General features: G+C 64.8%; 14 protein-coding genes. 10 read left to right on the plus strand and 4 right to left on the minus strand.

Going from position 1 to position 15,132, the window contains the following annotated elements; all coding sequences use genetic code 11:
- Window positions 1-15 precede the first annotated feature (15 nt).
- Entirely contained in the window at window positions 16-993 is a 978-nt protein-coding gene (locus N5A92_RS22535) for a sugar ABC transporter substrate-binding protein (RefSeq protein ID WP_260906490.1), read from the minus strand.
- Between the two features lie 75 nt (window positions 994-1,068).
- Window positions 1,069-2,127: a LacI family DNA-binding transcriptional regulator gene (locus N5A92_RS22540; protein ID WP_260906492.1), complete on the minus strand. Its 1,059-nt coding sequence runs from the start codon at window positions 2,125-2,127 to the stop codon at window positions 1,069-1,071.
- A gap of 124 nt (window positions 2,128-2,251) precedes the next feature.
- Here N5A92_RS22540 and N5A92_RS22545 point away from each other — a divergent pair, with 124 nt between their 5' ends.
- The 7 genes from N5A92_RS22545 (at window position 2,252) to N5A92_RS22575 (ending at window position 10,075) form a co-directional block, all read left to right on the plus strand.
- The gene (locus N5A92_RS22545) at window positions 2,252-3,283 is read left to right on the plus strand and encodes a hydroxyacid dehydrogenase (protein WP_260906493.1); all 1,032 of its coding nucleotides are present in this window, start codon (window positions 2,252-2,254) and stop codon (window positions 3,281-3,283) included.
- 95 nt (window positions 3,284-3,378) lie between these two features.
- Window positions 3,379-4,488: an NAD(P)/FAD-dependent oxidoreductase gene (locus N5A92_RS22550; protein ID WP_260906495.1), complete on the plus strand. Its 1,110-nt coding sequence runs from the start codon at window positions 3,379-3,381 to the stop codon at window positions 4,486-4,488.
- 272 nt (window positions 4,489-4,760) lie between these two features.
- On the plus strand, window positions 4,761-5,243 hold the full coding sequence (locus tag N5A92_RS22555) for a MarR family winged helix-turn-helix transcriptional regulator (RefSeq protein WP_260906497.1): 483 nt from the start codon (window positions 4,761-4,763) through the stop codon (window positions 5,241-5,243).
- A 10-nt stretch (window positions 5,244-5,253) separates the two neighbouring features.
- Window positions 5,254-6,966, plus strand: coding sequence for a thiamine pyrophosphate-requiring protein (locus N5A92_RS22560; protein WP_260906498.1), 1,713 nt, complete (start codon window positions 5,254-5,256; stop codon window positions 6,964-6,966).
- A 181-nt stretch (window positions 6,967-7,147) separates the two neighbouring features.
- Window positions 7,148-8,185 (plus strand): TRAP transporter substrate-binding protein, encoded by a 1,038-nt coding sequence (locus N5A92_RS22565; protein WP_260906500.1) that lies wholly within the window; start codon window positions 7,148-7,150, stop codon window positions 8,183-8,185.
- Window positions 8,186-8,229: 44 nt separating this feature from the next.
- The gene (locus N5A92_RS22570) at window positions 8,230-8,733 is read left to right on the plus strand and encodes a TRAP transporter small permease (protein WP_260906502.1); all 504 of its coding nucleotides are present in this window, start codon (window positions 8,230-8,232) and stop codon (window positions 8,731-8,733) included.
- A gap of 19 nt (window positions 8,734-8,752) precedes the next feature.
- Window positions 8,753-10,075 (plus strand): TRAP transporter large permease, encoded by a 1,323-nt coding sequence (locus tag N5A92_RS22575; protein WP_260906504.1) that lies wholly within the window; start codon window positions 8,753-8,755, stop codon window positions 10,073-10,075.
- A 7-nt stretch (window positions 10,076-10,082) separates the two neighbouring features.
- On the opposite strand, the gene N5A92_RS22580 is transcribed toward N5A92_RS22575, so the two are convergent.
- Entirely contained in the window at window positions 10,083-10,982 is a 900-nt protein-coding gene (locus tag N5A92_RS22580; RefSeq protein WP_260906506.1) for a LysR family transcriptional regulator, read from the minus strand.
- A 204-nt stretch (window positions 10,983-11,186) separates the two neighbouring features.
- Between N5A92_RS22580 and N5A92_RS22585 the strand changes: the two genes are divergently transcribed.
- The 3 genes from N5A92_RS22585 (at window position 11,187) to N5A92_RS22595 (ending at window position 14,035) form a co-directional block, all read left to right on the plus strand.
- Window positions 11,187-12,125, plus strand: a complete 939-nt coding sequence (locus N5A92_RS22585) for a DMT family transporter (protein ID WP_260906507.1) — start codon at window positions 11,187-11,189, stop codon at window positions 12,123-12,125.
- 50 nt (window positions 12,126-12,175) lie between these two features.
- The gene (locus tag N5A92_RS22590; protein WP_260906508.1) at window positions 12,176-12,814 is read left to right on the plus strand and encodes an NAD(P)-dependent oxidoreductase; all 639 of its coding nucleotides are present in this window, start codon (window positions 12,176-12,178) and stop codon (window positions 12,812-12,814) included.
- Between the two features lie 135 nt (window positions 12,815-12,949).
- Window positions 12,950-14,035 (plus strand): NAD(P)H-dependent flavin oxidoreductase, encoded by a 1,086-nt coding sequence (locus N5A92_RS22595; protein ID WP_260906509.1) that lies wholly within the window; start codon window positions 12,950-12,952, stop codon window positions 14,033-14,035.
- 17 nt (window positions 14,036-14,052) lie between these two features.
- On the opposite strand, the gene N5A92_RS22600 is transcribed toward N5A92_RS22595, so the two are convergent.
- Entirely contained in the window at window positions 14,053-15,132 is a 1,080-nt protein-coding gene (locus tag N5A92_RS22600; RefSeq protein WP_260906510.1) for an ornithine cyclodeaminase, read from the minus strand.

Consider the following 15,132-nt stretch of genomic DNA (forward strand, 5'->3'; position numbering starts at 1 on the left):
CAGGTTTCGGGAGGATTATTTGACGTACTCGAGCAGCGGCTCACTGCCGTCATCAAGCACCTCTTGCGTAAGCACGAGAGTCGGCACGGCAATGTCCGACGGCACCTCTTCGCCGGCCAGCGCCTTTTTGACGTTTTCGACCGCCTGCTTGCCCACGAGGTAGGGAAGCTGAGCGACGGAGGCGTTGAGCCGCCCATCCTTGATCGACTTCACCGCGTCGGAGTTGCCGTCGACGCCGATGATGACGATCTGGTCGCCCTTGCCTGCAGCGTAGGCCGCTTCCACTGCGCCCAGCGCCATGCCGTCATTGGCGGCGAAGATGGCGACGAGATCCGGATTGCGGGTCATGATGTCGTTGGTGATGGACGCCGCCTTGCCGCGGTCCCAGTCGCCGGGCAGGGAGGCCACGATTTCCAGCCCCGGCGCCAACTCGGCAAGCTTCTCGGCGAAGCCTTCGGCACGCTTCTGGCCGGTGATGTTGCCCGACAGGCCCTCGATGACCAGTACTGCCCCCGTGGCATCGGCGCCGAGCTGGGAGACGAGATACTCCGCCCCTTGCGCGCCGGCCGCCACATTATCGGAGCCGATGCGGAAGGTGATCTCGATCCCCTCCTTGTCGAGGATCGCCTGATCGAGATTGCCGTCCAGGTCGACCACCTTGATGCCCTGTTCCTGCGCGGCCTTCAGGCACGGAAGCAGGTTGGTGGAATTGATGGCGGCGGTGATCATCGCCACCGGTTGCCGCTCGAGCATCGTATTGCATACGTTGAGCTGCGGCTCCGCGGCCTGGTCGCTCTCGACCGCCTGCACGAAATAATCGACGCCTGCTTCCTTGGCGCCATCCTCGACGCCCTGCCCCATCGCGCCCCAGAAGGGGTTTGAGAGCGTCTTCATCAGAACGCCGTACTGGCCGTCCTGTGCCTGGGCGCCCAGCACGGAGAGCGACAGCGCCGCCACCGAAACCAGGCTCATTCTCAACATCTTGCCTATCATTGACTCCTCCACAGACTTGCGACGCCGCCTTTTCAGGCCGAGTGCGACGTCATTTTCGAGTTCCGACAATCGGGGTTATTGTCCTGCTCCTCCCCCGGGATGCGGACCGCTGCTCGGCGCTCCAACGGATTCCCGCACCAATAGCTGGCATCGTTCGAGCCGCGCCGTCGGCGGCCCGGTCTCGCCGTCTATGCGACGAAAAAGCATATCCATAGCCTGGGCGGCGATCTGGTCCACCGGCTGCACGACGGCAGCGATGGTCGGCCACGTGACCGACATCCATTCCGCATCGTCGAAGCCGACCAGCGAGATGTCATCCGGGCAGTGCCAGCCGCGGCGGCGGAATTCGCTGAGGGCGACGAGGGTCCCCTTGAGAAAGAGGGAAAAAACCGCAGTCGGCCGCTCGCCGCGCGAGAAGTAATCACGGATGGAGGCGCGCAGCGGCTCCACGTCGCTCTCGCACAGGATCACGTCGATCTGCACCTTCGGGTCGAGCGCCTCTGCCGTCCTGCGGAACCCTTCGAGGCGCGCCCGCACGCACGCCCCCTGCTCTCCGAGACCCACCACCAGCACATGGCGGTGGCCGCGCCCGATGAGCTCGCGCGCAACTTCCGCGCTCGCCGACATGCTGTCGGCCGAAACCGTGTCGAAGGATTCGTCGGAGAGGACCCGGTCGATCATCACGCCGGTCATCCCGTGCGCCTGCATCAATTCGCCGCCCCGGCCATGCTCGTCGCGCACGGGGGCCAGCACGACACCGGCCACGCGCCAATCCTGCATGCGCCTCAGGATTTCCGCTTCGCGCTCTTCCGACTCGCCGCTCGACGCCGCCACCAGCGTATAGCCGCGCAGTTCCGCAAGACGCTCCAGATGCGTCACCATGGAGCCGAAGAACTCGCTTTCGAATTCCGGCAGGATCGCCCCGATGATGCGGCGCTTGGCACGCCTGAGGTCGGAGGCAAGCGGGTCCGCCCGGTAGCCGAGCCGCTCCACCGCCTCGAAAACGCGCTGTACGTTCTCCGGCTTCACTGTCGAGACGCCGTGCATGACCTTAGAGACGGTCGCCGCCGACACGCCCGCATGGTTCGCCACGTCGTGGATCGACGGCCGCTTGTGCACGGCACCGCTGGACAAACGCTCCTCCCAAAGCTTGCTTCCAAGCCAAAAACTATTGATAAATCGATTTTTCAATGCTGTAAATCGTTTCATCGCGGAAAGAACGCCTGATATGGCTCGCGGATCGCGCAGGGAGGAAATTATGGGCGAAGCACCACGGCCGCTGGTCATCAGCGCGCCGGAACCGCGCACGCTGGACCTGATCTTTACACCTGAGGCCCGACGCCGGCTGCATGAGGACTATGATATCCGGGAGATCGAGGCCGCGCAGCTGCACCGCCTCGATGAGGAGGTGCTTGGCGCCGCACGCTACATCATCGGGCAACCGCCGATCCCGCCGGAAACGCTCGACCGGATGACAAGCCTGCGTTGTGTCTTCAATGTCGAGACGAATCTCATCAACAACATGCCATACGAGACGCTCTTCGAGCGCGGCATCCACGTGGTGACCACCGGGGCTGTGTTTGCCGAGCCGGTGGCAGAGATGGGGCTGGCGCTGGCGCTCAATCTCGCCCGCGGCGTCGTCGACGCGGATATCGCCTTCCGCCAGGGCCGCGAATTGTGGGGCGGCGACGGCAACGCGTCGGCACGCCTCGTCTCGGGCTCCGAGATCGGCATCGTCGGCTTCGGCGATCTCGGCCGCGCGCTCAACCGCGTGCTTGCCGGCTTTCGCGCCAGGGTCCGTGTTTTCGACCCGTGGCTGCCGCCCTCCAGCCTGCGCGAAGCGGGCGTGGAGCCGGCCTCGCTCGACACCGTTCTTTCTGAAAGCGACTTCGTCTTCGTCGTCGCGGCCGTGACGAGCGAGAACCGCGGCTTCCTCGGCGCCGAGGCCTTTCAGAAGATGCGGCCCGGTGCCGCGTTCATCCTACTGAGCCGGGCCGACGTGGTGGACTTCGACGTCTTGATGGAGGCGGTGCGGCGCGGCCATATCGTGGCGGCAAGCGATGTCTTCCCCGAAGAGCCCCTGCCCACCGATCATTCCGTACGCTCCCTCGACGGCTTCCTGCGCTCCGCGCACCGCGCCGGCGCCCTCGACATCGTCTTCAAGCGCATGGGCGACATGGTGCTTGAAGACATGACGCTGATGGACCGCGGACTGCCGCCGATGCGCTGCAAGCGCGCCGAGCGCGAGACGGTTTCGCGCATGCGCTCCAAGCCCGTCGAGAGGAACTGAACGGCGAGCCGGCCAGCATCAGTGGCATTCCGACACGCAACGCCGGCACGACGGTGGCTTACGTTCGGCTTCGGGCGCGTGATAAGACGAGTTTCATGAGCGAAGCGTATTCAACTGATATCGTCGTTATCGGAGCGGGGATCGCCGGGGCGGGCATCGCCGCCGCGCTCACGTCAGAGCATGAGGTCCTCCTTCTCGAGCAGGAAGACCAACCGGGCTACCACTCGACCGGACGCTCGGCGGCAATCTTCGTTCAGAACTACGGCAACGATGTCATACGGGTGCTGAGCCGCGCCAGCGCACCGCTCTTTGCCGACGCGGACGCAGCGCTTTTTCCGGCGCCGCTTCTGAAGCGGCGCGGCATCCTCTTCGTGACCGACGGGGCGGGACGCGCCGAGCACGAGCACCTCCTGGGAACGGCGGCCGGGCTAGAGGAGATAACGGCGGATGAGGCAGTTGCCCGCGTGCCGCTCCTGAAGCGCGAATGGATCGCCGCGGCGGCCTATGAGGCCGATGCCATGGATATCGATGTCGCAGCCCTGCACCAGGGCTGGCTGAAGGGCGCGAAACGGGCCGGTGCAAGGCTCCTCACCGGTGCCGCGCTGCGCAAAGGCACGCATTCGCGCGGCGGATGGACGCTCGAAACTGCCGTCGGAGAGGTCACTGCACGTGTCGTCGTCAACGCGGCTGGCGCCTGGGCCGACCATGTGGCGGCCGCCTGCGGCGTCGCCCCGTTGGGACTGGTGCCCATGCGGCGCTCGATGGCCGTACTGCCGGCGCCCGAGGGGTTCGACATCCGCGACTGGCCATTGGTCGCCGAGACGGCCGACAACTGGTACTTCAAGCCTGACGGAGGGCGCCTGCTGGTGTCACCTTCCGACGAGGATCCGGTCGAGCCGCACGATGCGTTCGTCGACGACATGGTGCTGGCGGAGGGGCTTTATCGCTACGAACAGGCGGTGAGGAGCCCGGTTACGCGGATTGAATCGAGCTGGGCCGGGTTGCGCACCTTCGCACCGGACCGCACACCGGTGGTCGGCTTCGACGCCGGGGCCGAAGGCTTCTTCTGGCTTGCCGGGCAAGGCGGCTATGGCATGCAGACCGCGCCGGCGCTTTCGCGGCTCGCCGCCGGCCTCGTCAGCGGTGACACACCACACGACCTTGCCGCGGTCGCCGCGGCCATGTCGCCATCCCGCCTGCGCTAACCCGTCGCCCCAGCCCTTCCAGGAAGACGGGTGCCAACGGCGTCCCAGTTCAGCCACTGTCGTGAAGGCTGGCGCGTTCGCCAGCACCTTGGCAACCAGCGACGGAACTCCACCGGACTTACCGATCTGCATCGCATCCAGAGCGATCAAACTGGTTTGATACAAAACTACATTGATGAATCTCGGCCTTTGCCATATAGTTCTCGTCGAGGCGCGGTTAGCCGTGAGGAGGCGCGCGGTGGAGACCTTCCCCGCGCGAAGTATCGGGAGCGATGGACAAGACGGACATTTCCAAAGCCCAGACCCGGGTGAAGGATGACGCCGAGCCGGTGCTGCTGGGCGAGCTGGAAAACTATGTCGGCTTTCATCTGCGGTTGGCGCAGAGCGCTTCCTTCAAGGCCTTCCGGCGGCTTACGGGCGAGAGCAGCCTGCGGCCCGGCTGGTTCGCGGTACTCGCCATCATTCACCACAATCCGGGTATCACACCAATGGCGCTCAGCCGCGCCAGCGGTCGTGACAAATCAACGATCACGCCGGTGCTGAGAGAGCTGCTGCACGAAGAACTCGTCCGGCGCAGCACGAACCCTGCGGACAAGCGCAGCTATGCGCTGTTTCTAACGCCGGCCGGCGAGGAGAAGCTGGCGCATCTAGCGGCCTGTGCGGCTGAGCACGACCGGGAACTGGACGAGATCGTCGGCGACAAGAAACAGGAGATGATCCGGCTTCTGCGCCGGATCGTCGCCGTACTGGATTGAGGATGGCAAGATGTACACGGCCAGCACAGCATTTCTCGAAGCGCTGAGTGAAGCAGGCGTCAGCCACATCTTTGCGAATTTCGGCAGCGACCACCCTGCCCTCATCGAGGCAATCGCCGAGGCACGTGCAGAGGGACGGAAGGTGCCGATGATCATCACCTGCCCGAACGAGATGGTCGGCATGAGCGCCGCACACGGCTTTGCGCAGGTCTCCGGTCAGGCGCAGGCAGTGCTCGTGCACGTGGAGTGCGGCACCCAGGCGCTGGCCGGCGCTGTCCACAACGCGGCCAAGGGGCGGGTGCCCATGCTCGTCTTCGCCGGCGCCTCGCCCTTCACCCAGGAAGGCGAATTGAAGGGTAGCCGCAACGAGTTCATCCAGTGGATCCAGGACGTACACGACCAGCGCGGCATCGTGCGCGGCTACATGAAATACGACAACGAGATCAGGACCGGCAGGAACGTCAAGCAGCTCGTGCACAGGGCCCTACAGATCGCCAGCTCTGACCCCCGGGGCCCGGCCTATCTCATGGGTGCGCGCGAGGTGATGGAGGAGACGCTTTCCTCGCCCGTCGAAATCGATCCCGATGCGTGGCGTCCACTCGCCCCTTCCCCGCTCCCCGACGAGGCTGTGGAGACGCTGCTGACGGCATTGGAGGGGGCAGAACGTCCGCTCGTCGTCACCTCCTATCTGGGACGCAATCCGAAGGCGGCGGAGCAACTTGTCCTGTTGTGCGAGGCGTTGGGCGTCGGCGTGCTGGAATCGGTACCGAACGCGATGAACTTCCCGCACGACAATCCCCTTTACCAGGGCAACCAGTGGAACGAACCGCACCAGAACGCTACCCTCGCCGAAGCCGACTGCGTCCTGGTGATCGACAGCGACGTGCCGTGGATCCCGACCGTCAGCCGCCCGCGCGAAGGGGTGCCGATCTTCCACATCGATGTCGACCCGCTGAAGGAGAACATGCCTTTGTGGTACATCGGTGCGCGGGCGAGCTTTCGCGCCCACGCCGAGACGGCGCTGCGTCAACTCAATACCGCCCTGGCACGCCGCAAGCCGGACCAGGCGCGGGTGCATGCCCGTTCCGAGCACTACCGGCGCACCAGCCGCGAGCGCGTAAAGGCGCTGGATGCGCTTGAGAAGGCCGACGGCGCCATCACACCGGAATTCCTGACCGCTTGTGTGCGCCGCCATATCGATGACGACACCATCGTGCTCAACGAGGGCATCACCAACTATCCGACGATCTTCAATCACCTGGCCATGCGCCGGCCCGGCTCGATCTTCACGGCCGGAGGCGGCTCGCTCGGCTGGAGCGGCGGGGCGGCGATCGGCGCCAAGCTCGCCGCGCCCAACAAGACGGTGGTCTCGCTGACGGGCGACGGCTCCTATATGTTTTCGGTACCGTCCAGCGTTCACTGGATCGCCGCAAATTACAAAACGCCGTTCCTGCAGATCGTTTACAACAACCGCGGCTGGAAGGCGCCGCGCTTTTCCACGCTCGCCGTCCATCCGGACGGTTACGCGAGCCGCGCCAACGACATCGACGTCGCCTTCGATCCGCCGCCGGATTACGCCGGCATCGCCGCCGCCGCCGGGGCAGGCTATGCGCGCAAGGTGGAAGGGCCAGAAGAGGTGGAGGAGGCGGTGGGGGAAGCTTTCGAGACTGTGCGCAAGGGGGAGAGCGCGGCGGTGCTCGACGTCTGGCTTCCACATTTGTGAGTTTGAGAAAAAGGAGGAACGGCAGAAGAGGCACGACGTACGACAGGATGGAAAACCTTTGCGTCCTGTGGCAGCATAGTTTGTCCTAAAACAATTGCGGCCCGCGCGGTCGTCAGCGAGAACTAGGCGCCAAGCCTGGCGGGAGGGGCGCCACTCGGCGCTGGAAAAGAGGAGGAGACATATGAAAAGGCGCGAATTCCTGATTACCACCGCCGGGGCTCTGGCAACGCCGGCGCTGTTGCGTCCCGGCTTCGCCCAGGAGGCGGAGGTGACGCTGAAACTGCATCACCTGCTCGGTCCGCAGGCGCCCGCCCACACGCAGATGCTGGAACCCTGGGCTCGCTCTATCGAGGAAGATTCCGGCGGGCGCGTGAAGATCGAGATCTATCCCTCGATGTCGCTCGGCGGCGCACCGCCGCAGCTCGTCCGGCAGGTGGCCGACGGCGTGGTGGACATCGTGTGGACGGTCAACGGCTATACGCCGGGCCTCTTCCCGCGCTCGGAAATCTTCGAACTGCCGACCATCTTCACCAACGACATCGCGGCGACCAATCTGGCCATGCGCGAGCTGTTCGACGAATTCCTGGCGCCCGAATACGAGGCCATGCACGTGCTCTTCAACCACGTGCACGCCGGGCAGGCGCTGCACATGGCGCGGGAGCCGGTGCGCACCGTCGCCGACACACGCGGTAAGAAACTGCGCGTGCCGGGGCCGACCGGCAACGAGGTCGTGAAGGCCATGGGCGCCACTCCGGTCACCATGCCGGTGCCCGATCTGCCGCAGGCGCTTTCCACCAACGCGGTGGACGGGGCGCTGATCCCGTGGGAGATCATTCCCGCCCTGCAGCTTCAGGACGTGACGGAATACCAGATCGAAGGGCCGAACATGACACGCTTCGGCACCACCACTTTCCAGGTGTCGATGAACAAGGCCCGCTGGGAATCGCTCCCCGACGATCTAAAAGAGGTCTTCGCGAAGAACTCCGACGAGGAGTGGCTGCGGCAGGTGGCGCAGATCTGGCGCGATGGGGACGACAAAGGCATTCAGATCGCCGTCGACGCGGGCAACGAGTACATCGTGCTCACCGATGAGGAGATGGAGACCTTCAACGAGGCGCTCGCACCCGTGGTCGACAAGTGGATCGCCGAGCACACGGACTTCGACGCCGCCGCGCTCGCTGAGGCCGCCAAGGCGGCGATAGCGAACAACGCCTCTTGAGTGGCGAACGCCAAGACCGGGACCCCGGCGGCCAAGGGGCGAGGATGATATCCTTCCTCGCCTCCCTCATCCGCTATTGGGCATTGCTCGGCGGGCTGATCACCGCCGGGCTTGCCGTGATGACCGCCGCGAGCGCGGCGTCGAACCTGCTCTTTGCGGCGCCCTTTCCGGCCGACTACGAGCTGGTGAAGCATTTCGTGGCGGTCGTCATCTTCATGTTCCTGCCCTATTGCCAGCTCACCGGCGCAAACGTGACCGTCGATATTTTCACCGAAAACATGAGCGAGGGGAAAAAAGCGGCGATGGCTATGCTCTCGGCGCTCTTTGCCGCAGCCTTCGCGCTCCTCCTCCTCAGGCAGATGTGGCTCGGTTTTCTCGGCTATCTGCAATATCCGGAGATAACGCCAGTGCTTCGGCTGCCGCTATGGACTGCCTTCCCACCGATCCTCGTTTCACTCGTGCTCCTCCTGGTGGCCGCGCTCATCACTGCGTTCAACAGCTGGCGCGTGATGCGCAGCAGACCGGCCTTGCCGCTCGGCGAGCGTTGAAGGATGACCGCATAACGCCATGATGGACAGCTTTGCCCTCGGACTTGCCGGCCTCCTTGCCCTTCTGGCCCTGATCGCCATCCGCGTCCCGGTTGCCTATACGATGGTCCTTGTCGGCATCATCGGCACAATGCTGCAGACAGGGCCGGCAATCGTGCTCAACCAGCTCAAGGATCTGGCCTACGCCCAGTTCTCCAATTACGACCTGACCGTGCTTCCCATGTTCATCCTGATGGGCGGGCTTGCGGCGCGGATTGGCCTTTCGAGCGATCTTTTCCGCGGGGCGAACGCCTGGCTTGGGCGCTTTCCGGGCGGCGTAGCGATGGCGGCGGTCGCCGCCTGCGCCGGCTTCGGCGCGCTTTCCGGCTCCTCCACGGCCACCGCATCGACTATGGGCCAGGTGGCGCTGCCCGAGCTCAGGCGCTACAAGTTTTCGCCGGCGCTCGCCACTGGTACGGTCGCCGCTGGCGGCACATTAGGCATCCTCATCCCGCCGTCGGTGGTGCTGATCGTCTATGCCATCATCGTCGAGGCGAACATCGTCACCATGTTCGCCGCAGCCCTGCTGCCGGGCATCCTGGCGATGGTGCTGTTCATTGCCACCATCGCAATCTACGTCTGGGCCATACCGGGCGCCGGGCCCACCGGCCACAAAGTGCCGCGTGACGAACTCCTGCAGGCGACTTTGGCCATTGTTCCGGTGATCGTCATTTTCGGCATCGTCATCGGCGGCATCTATGCCGGGATATATAATCCGACGCCCGCCGCCGCCATCGGCGTCTTCCTGGTCGGCGTCTACGGCATTGTGCGCGGGCGGCTCGACTGGCTGGGGTTCCGCGGCGCGCTCCTGGAGACGGCACGCACCAGCGGCATGATCTTCCTCATCCTGCTGGGCGCCGAACTGCTGAAGATCTTCATGGCACGCGCCGGCGTTCCGCAAGCAGCGGCGGCGGCCTTGCACGACAGCGCGCTGCCGGCGCTCGCCATTCTCGTGATGATCATCGTCGCCTTCCTGATCCTCGGCTGCCTGATGGACAGCCTGTCGATGGTCATCCTGGCGATCCCTTTCTTCTGGCCCATCGTCTCGGGCCTCGAGTTCGGTCTCGGACCGCAAGAGCTGAAAATATGGTTCGGAATCATCATCCTCGTCGTGGTGGAGCTGGGGCTGATCACGCCGCCCGTCGGTCTCAATGTCTTCATCATAAACTCCCTGTCGCCGGACGTGCCTATGCGCGAGACATTCAAGGGGGTCATGCCCTTCTTCGCGTCCGAGATCGTCCGCGTTACGCTGCTCATCGCCTTCCCGGGGATCACGCTGCTGCTGCCGAGGCTCCTCCAATAGGCGGCGGCTAAAGGTTTACCCCCTCGCCCAATTCCTCGACGAGGAAGTCGAGAAAGGCGCGCACCTTGGGGACGACGTGGCGTCGCGACGGATAGACGGCGTAGACGGAAAGCGCGACCGCCGACCACTCGTCGAGAACAGTGCGCAGGCGCCCCTGCTCGACGTCTTCACGAACGTAGGACCAGGGGATCAGGCTGAGACCGAAGCCCGCGCGCAGGGCATCGCGGACGGCCAGGCTCGATGTCACCTTATAGCGGCCGGTTATGGGGACGCGGATTTGGCGGCCGGCCTTCTCGAACGTCCATTCATTGGCATGGCCCGACAAGGTGAATTGGATGCAGCTATGGTGCGTGAGGTCTTCGGGTCTCGCAGGTGTGCCGGAGCGTTCGAGATAGGACGGCGCGCCGCAGACGACATGCGGAATGGTGGTGAGCCTTCGCGCGATCAGGCTTGAGTCCTCAAGGCTGCTGCTGGCGCGGATGGCAATGTCGAAACCTTCCTCAACGATGTTGACCCTGCGGTCATCGAGCCTCAGGTCGAGGGTAAGGTTCAGGTAGCGGTCGAGGAAGCCCGGCAGCGCCTTTGAGAGACAGACCAACGTCAGCGTCACCGGCGCGCTGACCCGCAAAAGACCGCTCGGGCTCTCCTGTAATGGCCCGAGCGAACTGTCCGCCTCCTCCAGCTCGTCCAGGATGCGCGCGACCTGATCGTAATAAAGAGAGCCCGCCTCGGTGAGGCTCATGCGCCTGGTGGTGCGGTTGAGGAGCCGCACGGCGAGATTAGCCTCCAGCTCGCCAACGTTCTTGCTGATGGCGGCGGGCGAGAGACGGAGCTGTCGCGCCGCTTCCGCAAAGCTGCCAAGCTCCACCACGTGGCGAAAGACCTTCAATGCGGTCAGGCGATCCATCTTTCTTCACCTCAGGTGAGCCGGCTAGTAGCAACCATTGCGCCATACCAGACGGTGTCGGCAGACTCTTCACTGGCAGTGAATAGTCTCTGAATGCAACAACGTATTATCCCGTTGCAGAGGATCAATTAGCTTTGGAGTTGCGTTGGTTGGGAAACGCCCACCTTGCGGTGCACGAGAGCCAGGAATGAGAGGCGGATGACGATGTCCGAGTTAACACAAGGCGCACGCGGCACGCACGCTGGAATGCTCCTGTGGGCGCTGATCGTGGGGTTGTCGTTCCCGGCCGTCGGCCTGATGAGCGAGGGGCTCCCGCCGCTGCTTCTAACGGCGATCCGCTTTGCCATCGCTGCTCTCGCCATAGGAGCACTCATCTGGCGGGCGCCCGATCGTTGGCCGAACGTTCCTGGGCTCGCGCTCTATGCCGTCATGGGACTGTGCCTTGCCGGCTTCTTCGGTGCCATGTTCTGGGCCGCGCATCGCACCACTGCGCTGTCGATGGCAACTCTCTATGTCAGCGTCCCGCTGCTCGCCTATTGCCTCGGTCGCGGGTTTGGCGTGGAAAGCCCTGCGTGGCGCCTGCTTGCCATCCTGGCTCTCGGCGCGATCGGCGCGATGGGGCTTGCCCTGGCGGAAAGTGGCGCTGCGCTCGACGGGCTGCAGTTCGGCATCGCCGAAGCAGCATTCTTCCTCGGCTGCGTGGCTTCCGCACTGTACCCGGTCTTGAGCAAGTGGGGGCTGGCGCGGGGCTGGCTTTCCGATCGGGCCGCACTGCGCACCTTCTGGAGCCTGGTTACCGGCGGCGTGCTGATCGGCTTGGTGGGGCTGGTCGTGGAGGCGCCGAGGGCCCTCGCCTCCATGACGCTTTTCGATTTCCTGCTGGTGGCCTATCTGGGCGTATTCTCCAGCGGCGTCACCTTCTGGCTGATGCAGCGGGCGACCGCCGTGCTGACCCCCGGCGCGGTCACGGCTTACACCTATCTCGTTCCGTTCGTCTCCATGCTGCTCCTGTTTGCCGGCGAGCCCGAGCGCATAGGCTGGCAGTGGCTGCCGGGCAGCCTGATGGTGGTACTGGCGATCGTGCTTCTGCTGCGCCGCACGCCATCCAAATCGTCCCGATGGCGGCCGGCGCCGTCTTCCTGACGGCCTCCCGCCCACCTCCATCACCAACCAATCCGAGAGGAATTAGACCGATGCGTATCACCGTCTTCGGAGCAACCGGCAACGTTGGGCGCCACGTCGTGGCCGAGGCACTCGAGCGCGGCCACGATGTCACGGCGGTCACGCGGGACCCTGCACGGTCCGCCGACCTGCCCGCAGCGGCCACCGCCCGTTCCGGCAATGCCGCAAATGCCGATCATGTCGCCACTCTGAGCGCCGGCCAGGATCTGGTGATCAGCGCCACCCGCCCGGCATCTGGCAGCGAGCCCGAGCTGGTTGCCACTGCCGAGGCGCTTCTGGACGGGCTCGCTCGCACCGGCGTGCGGCTGCTGCTCGTCGGCGGTGCCGGCAGCCTGATCGTTCCCGATACGGGCGGCTGCCTCGTGGACGATCCGCGATACATCTCCGCAGGCTTTCGGGATATCGCGCTGGCGTGCTGCGACCAGCTTGAGGTCTGCCGCGTCGACACCGCAGTAGACTGGGCCTATCTAAGCCCGCCGGCACTGCTAGAGCCGGGGGACCGCACCGGCCGCTTTCGGCTGGGCGGCGACGAGTTGCTTGTCGACGCCGCCGGCCGTTCGGGAATTTCCGTGGCGGACTTGGCGGTGGCGCTGCTCGACGAAGCGGAGCGGCCGAGACACCGCAGGGCCAGGTTTACCGTTGCCTACTGAGCGTGCTGAAGCCGCGAGTTGGCCGGGATGGCTCCGCCCACCGCACGACACAACTGCGGGAGGAGAACATCCATCTTGACGCCTCCTATGGCCGTGCGATCCTCTACAGGAACACTCGGTCTGGGGAGAAAGCACATGTGGCCCGACGCGCGAATTCTCGACCTCTTTTCGATAAAGCTACCCATCATCCAGGCGCCAATGGCGGGATCGTCGGGCGCGGAGCTCGCCATAGCCGTTTGCGAGGCGGGCGGGCTGGGATCGCTGCCATGCGCGATGCTGAGTGCGGACCAGATCCGCACCGAGATGGACATCATACGCCAGAACACGCGCGGGCCGGTCAATCTGAACTTCTTCTGCCACATACCTGCCGCCGACACGGAGCGCGAGGCGGCATGGCGGCGGCGTCTGGCGCCATATTATCATGAGCTCGATCTCGACCCCGACGCCGCACCCACCGGATCGGGGCGCACGCCCTTCGACGAGGCTGCCTGTCAAATCGTGGAGGAGTTCAGACCGGAGGTCGTGAGCTTCCATTTCGGACTACCGGAAGAGCCCCTCCTCGGCCGCGTAAAATCGAGCGGAGCGACCGTCCTCGCCTCGGCGACCACCGTCGAAGAAGCGCGGTGGCTGGAAGCGCACGGCTGCGACGCGATTATCGCACAAGGCGCCGAGGCCGGCGGCCACCGCGGCGTGTTCCTCGGCTCGGACATCGAATGCCAGCCGGGAACCTTCGCCCTTGTGCCGCAAGTGGTCGATGCCGTGTCCGTTCCCGTCATCGCCGCCGGCGGCATTGCCGACGGGCGCGGGATCGCCGCGGCATTCGCGCTGGGCGCGACGGCGGTGCAGATCGGCACCGCCTATCTGCGCTGCCCGGAATCGCTGGCTGGCGAGGGCTACCGCTTAGCACTATCGACGGCGCGCGACGACCAGACCGCGCTAACGAACATCTTCACCGGACGACCAGCCCGCGGGATCATGAACCGCTTCATGCGCGAGGTCGGCCCCATGAACGCAGAGGCGCCGGTTTTTCCCACCGCGACGGCGGCGATGATGCCGTTGCGACAGAAGGCCGAGGCCGCGGGATCAACCGGCTTCTCCCCGCTGTGGGCCGGACAGGCGGCGGCGTTGGCAAGACCCCTGCCGGCGGGCGCGTTGACACGAGAGCTTGCCGAAGAGGCACTCCAGGTATTGGATCGTATCCGGGTCAGCACCCTGCCGTAGTCCACCTGGAACGGCTCCTACAGGATCAAGCCCTTCTCCCTTTGCGCCAGCAGGGACGAGCCGGGGAAGCGCAGGAGCATGCCGAAGAGGTCGCGCGGCTCGTCGGGATCAGCCAAGAGATCGAGCTCGGTGTAGAGGCCGGTCTGTTCAATCTTGTCGCGCACGTATCGTAGCGCGGAAAAATCCTCGGTGGCGAAACCGACTGAATCGAACAGGGTGATCTGCCGCGCCTCGCACCGGCCGATAGCCTTGCCGGCAACCAAGCGCCACAGCTCTTCCACCGGATGATCCTTGTCGAGCTGCTGTATTTCGCCCTCAATGCGTGTTTGCGGCGGGTATTCGACGAAGATGTCGGAGCGCAGGAGGATGTCGCGGTGCAACTCCGTCTTGCCCGGACAGTCGCCCCCAACGGCGTTGATGTGGACGCCCGCACCCACCATGTTATCTGTCAGAATCGTCGCATACTGCTTGTCGGCCGTGGCAGTGGTGATGATCTGCGCTCCCTCCACCGCGTCCTCTCCGCTGGCGCAGGCCGTCATTTCGAAGCCCAGGCCGGCGAGATTGCGCCTGCATTTCTCGGTCGCCCCGCGGTCGATGTCGTAGAGACGCAGCTTGCGGATGCCGAGAAGCGCCTTGAACGCCATGGCCTGGAACTCGGCCTGCGCACCATTGCCGATCAGCGCCATGCAATCCGCCCCCCTAGGCGCCAGATATTTCGCTGCAAGCGCCGAGGTCGCCGCAGTGCGGAGCGCCGTCAGGATGGTCATTTCCGAGATCAGCAGCGGGTAGCCGTTGCCGACATCGGCGAACACGCCGAAGGCAGTCACGGTCTGCCGCCCCTCACGGGTGTTCTTCGGATGGCCGTTCACGTATTTGAAGCCGTAGTGCCTGCCGTCGCTCGTCGGCATCAACTCGATGACCCCTTCGCGGCTGTGCGAGGCGACGCGGGGCGTCTTGTCGAATTTCTCCCAGCGGCGAAAATCCTCTTCGAGATAGGCGGTAAGCTCGTCCATGAAGCGCTCGACGCCGATCTCGAGAACGAGCTGCATCATGTGATGCACGCTGACGAAGGGTACGAGGTTGAGGTGGTCGGCCAT

Origin of the sequence: Chelativorans salis (assembly GCF_025336525.1) — a bacterium.
GTDB lineage: Bacteria > Pseudomonadota > Alphaproteobacteria > Rhizobiales > Rhizobiaceae > Chelativorans > Chelativorans salis.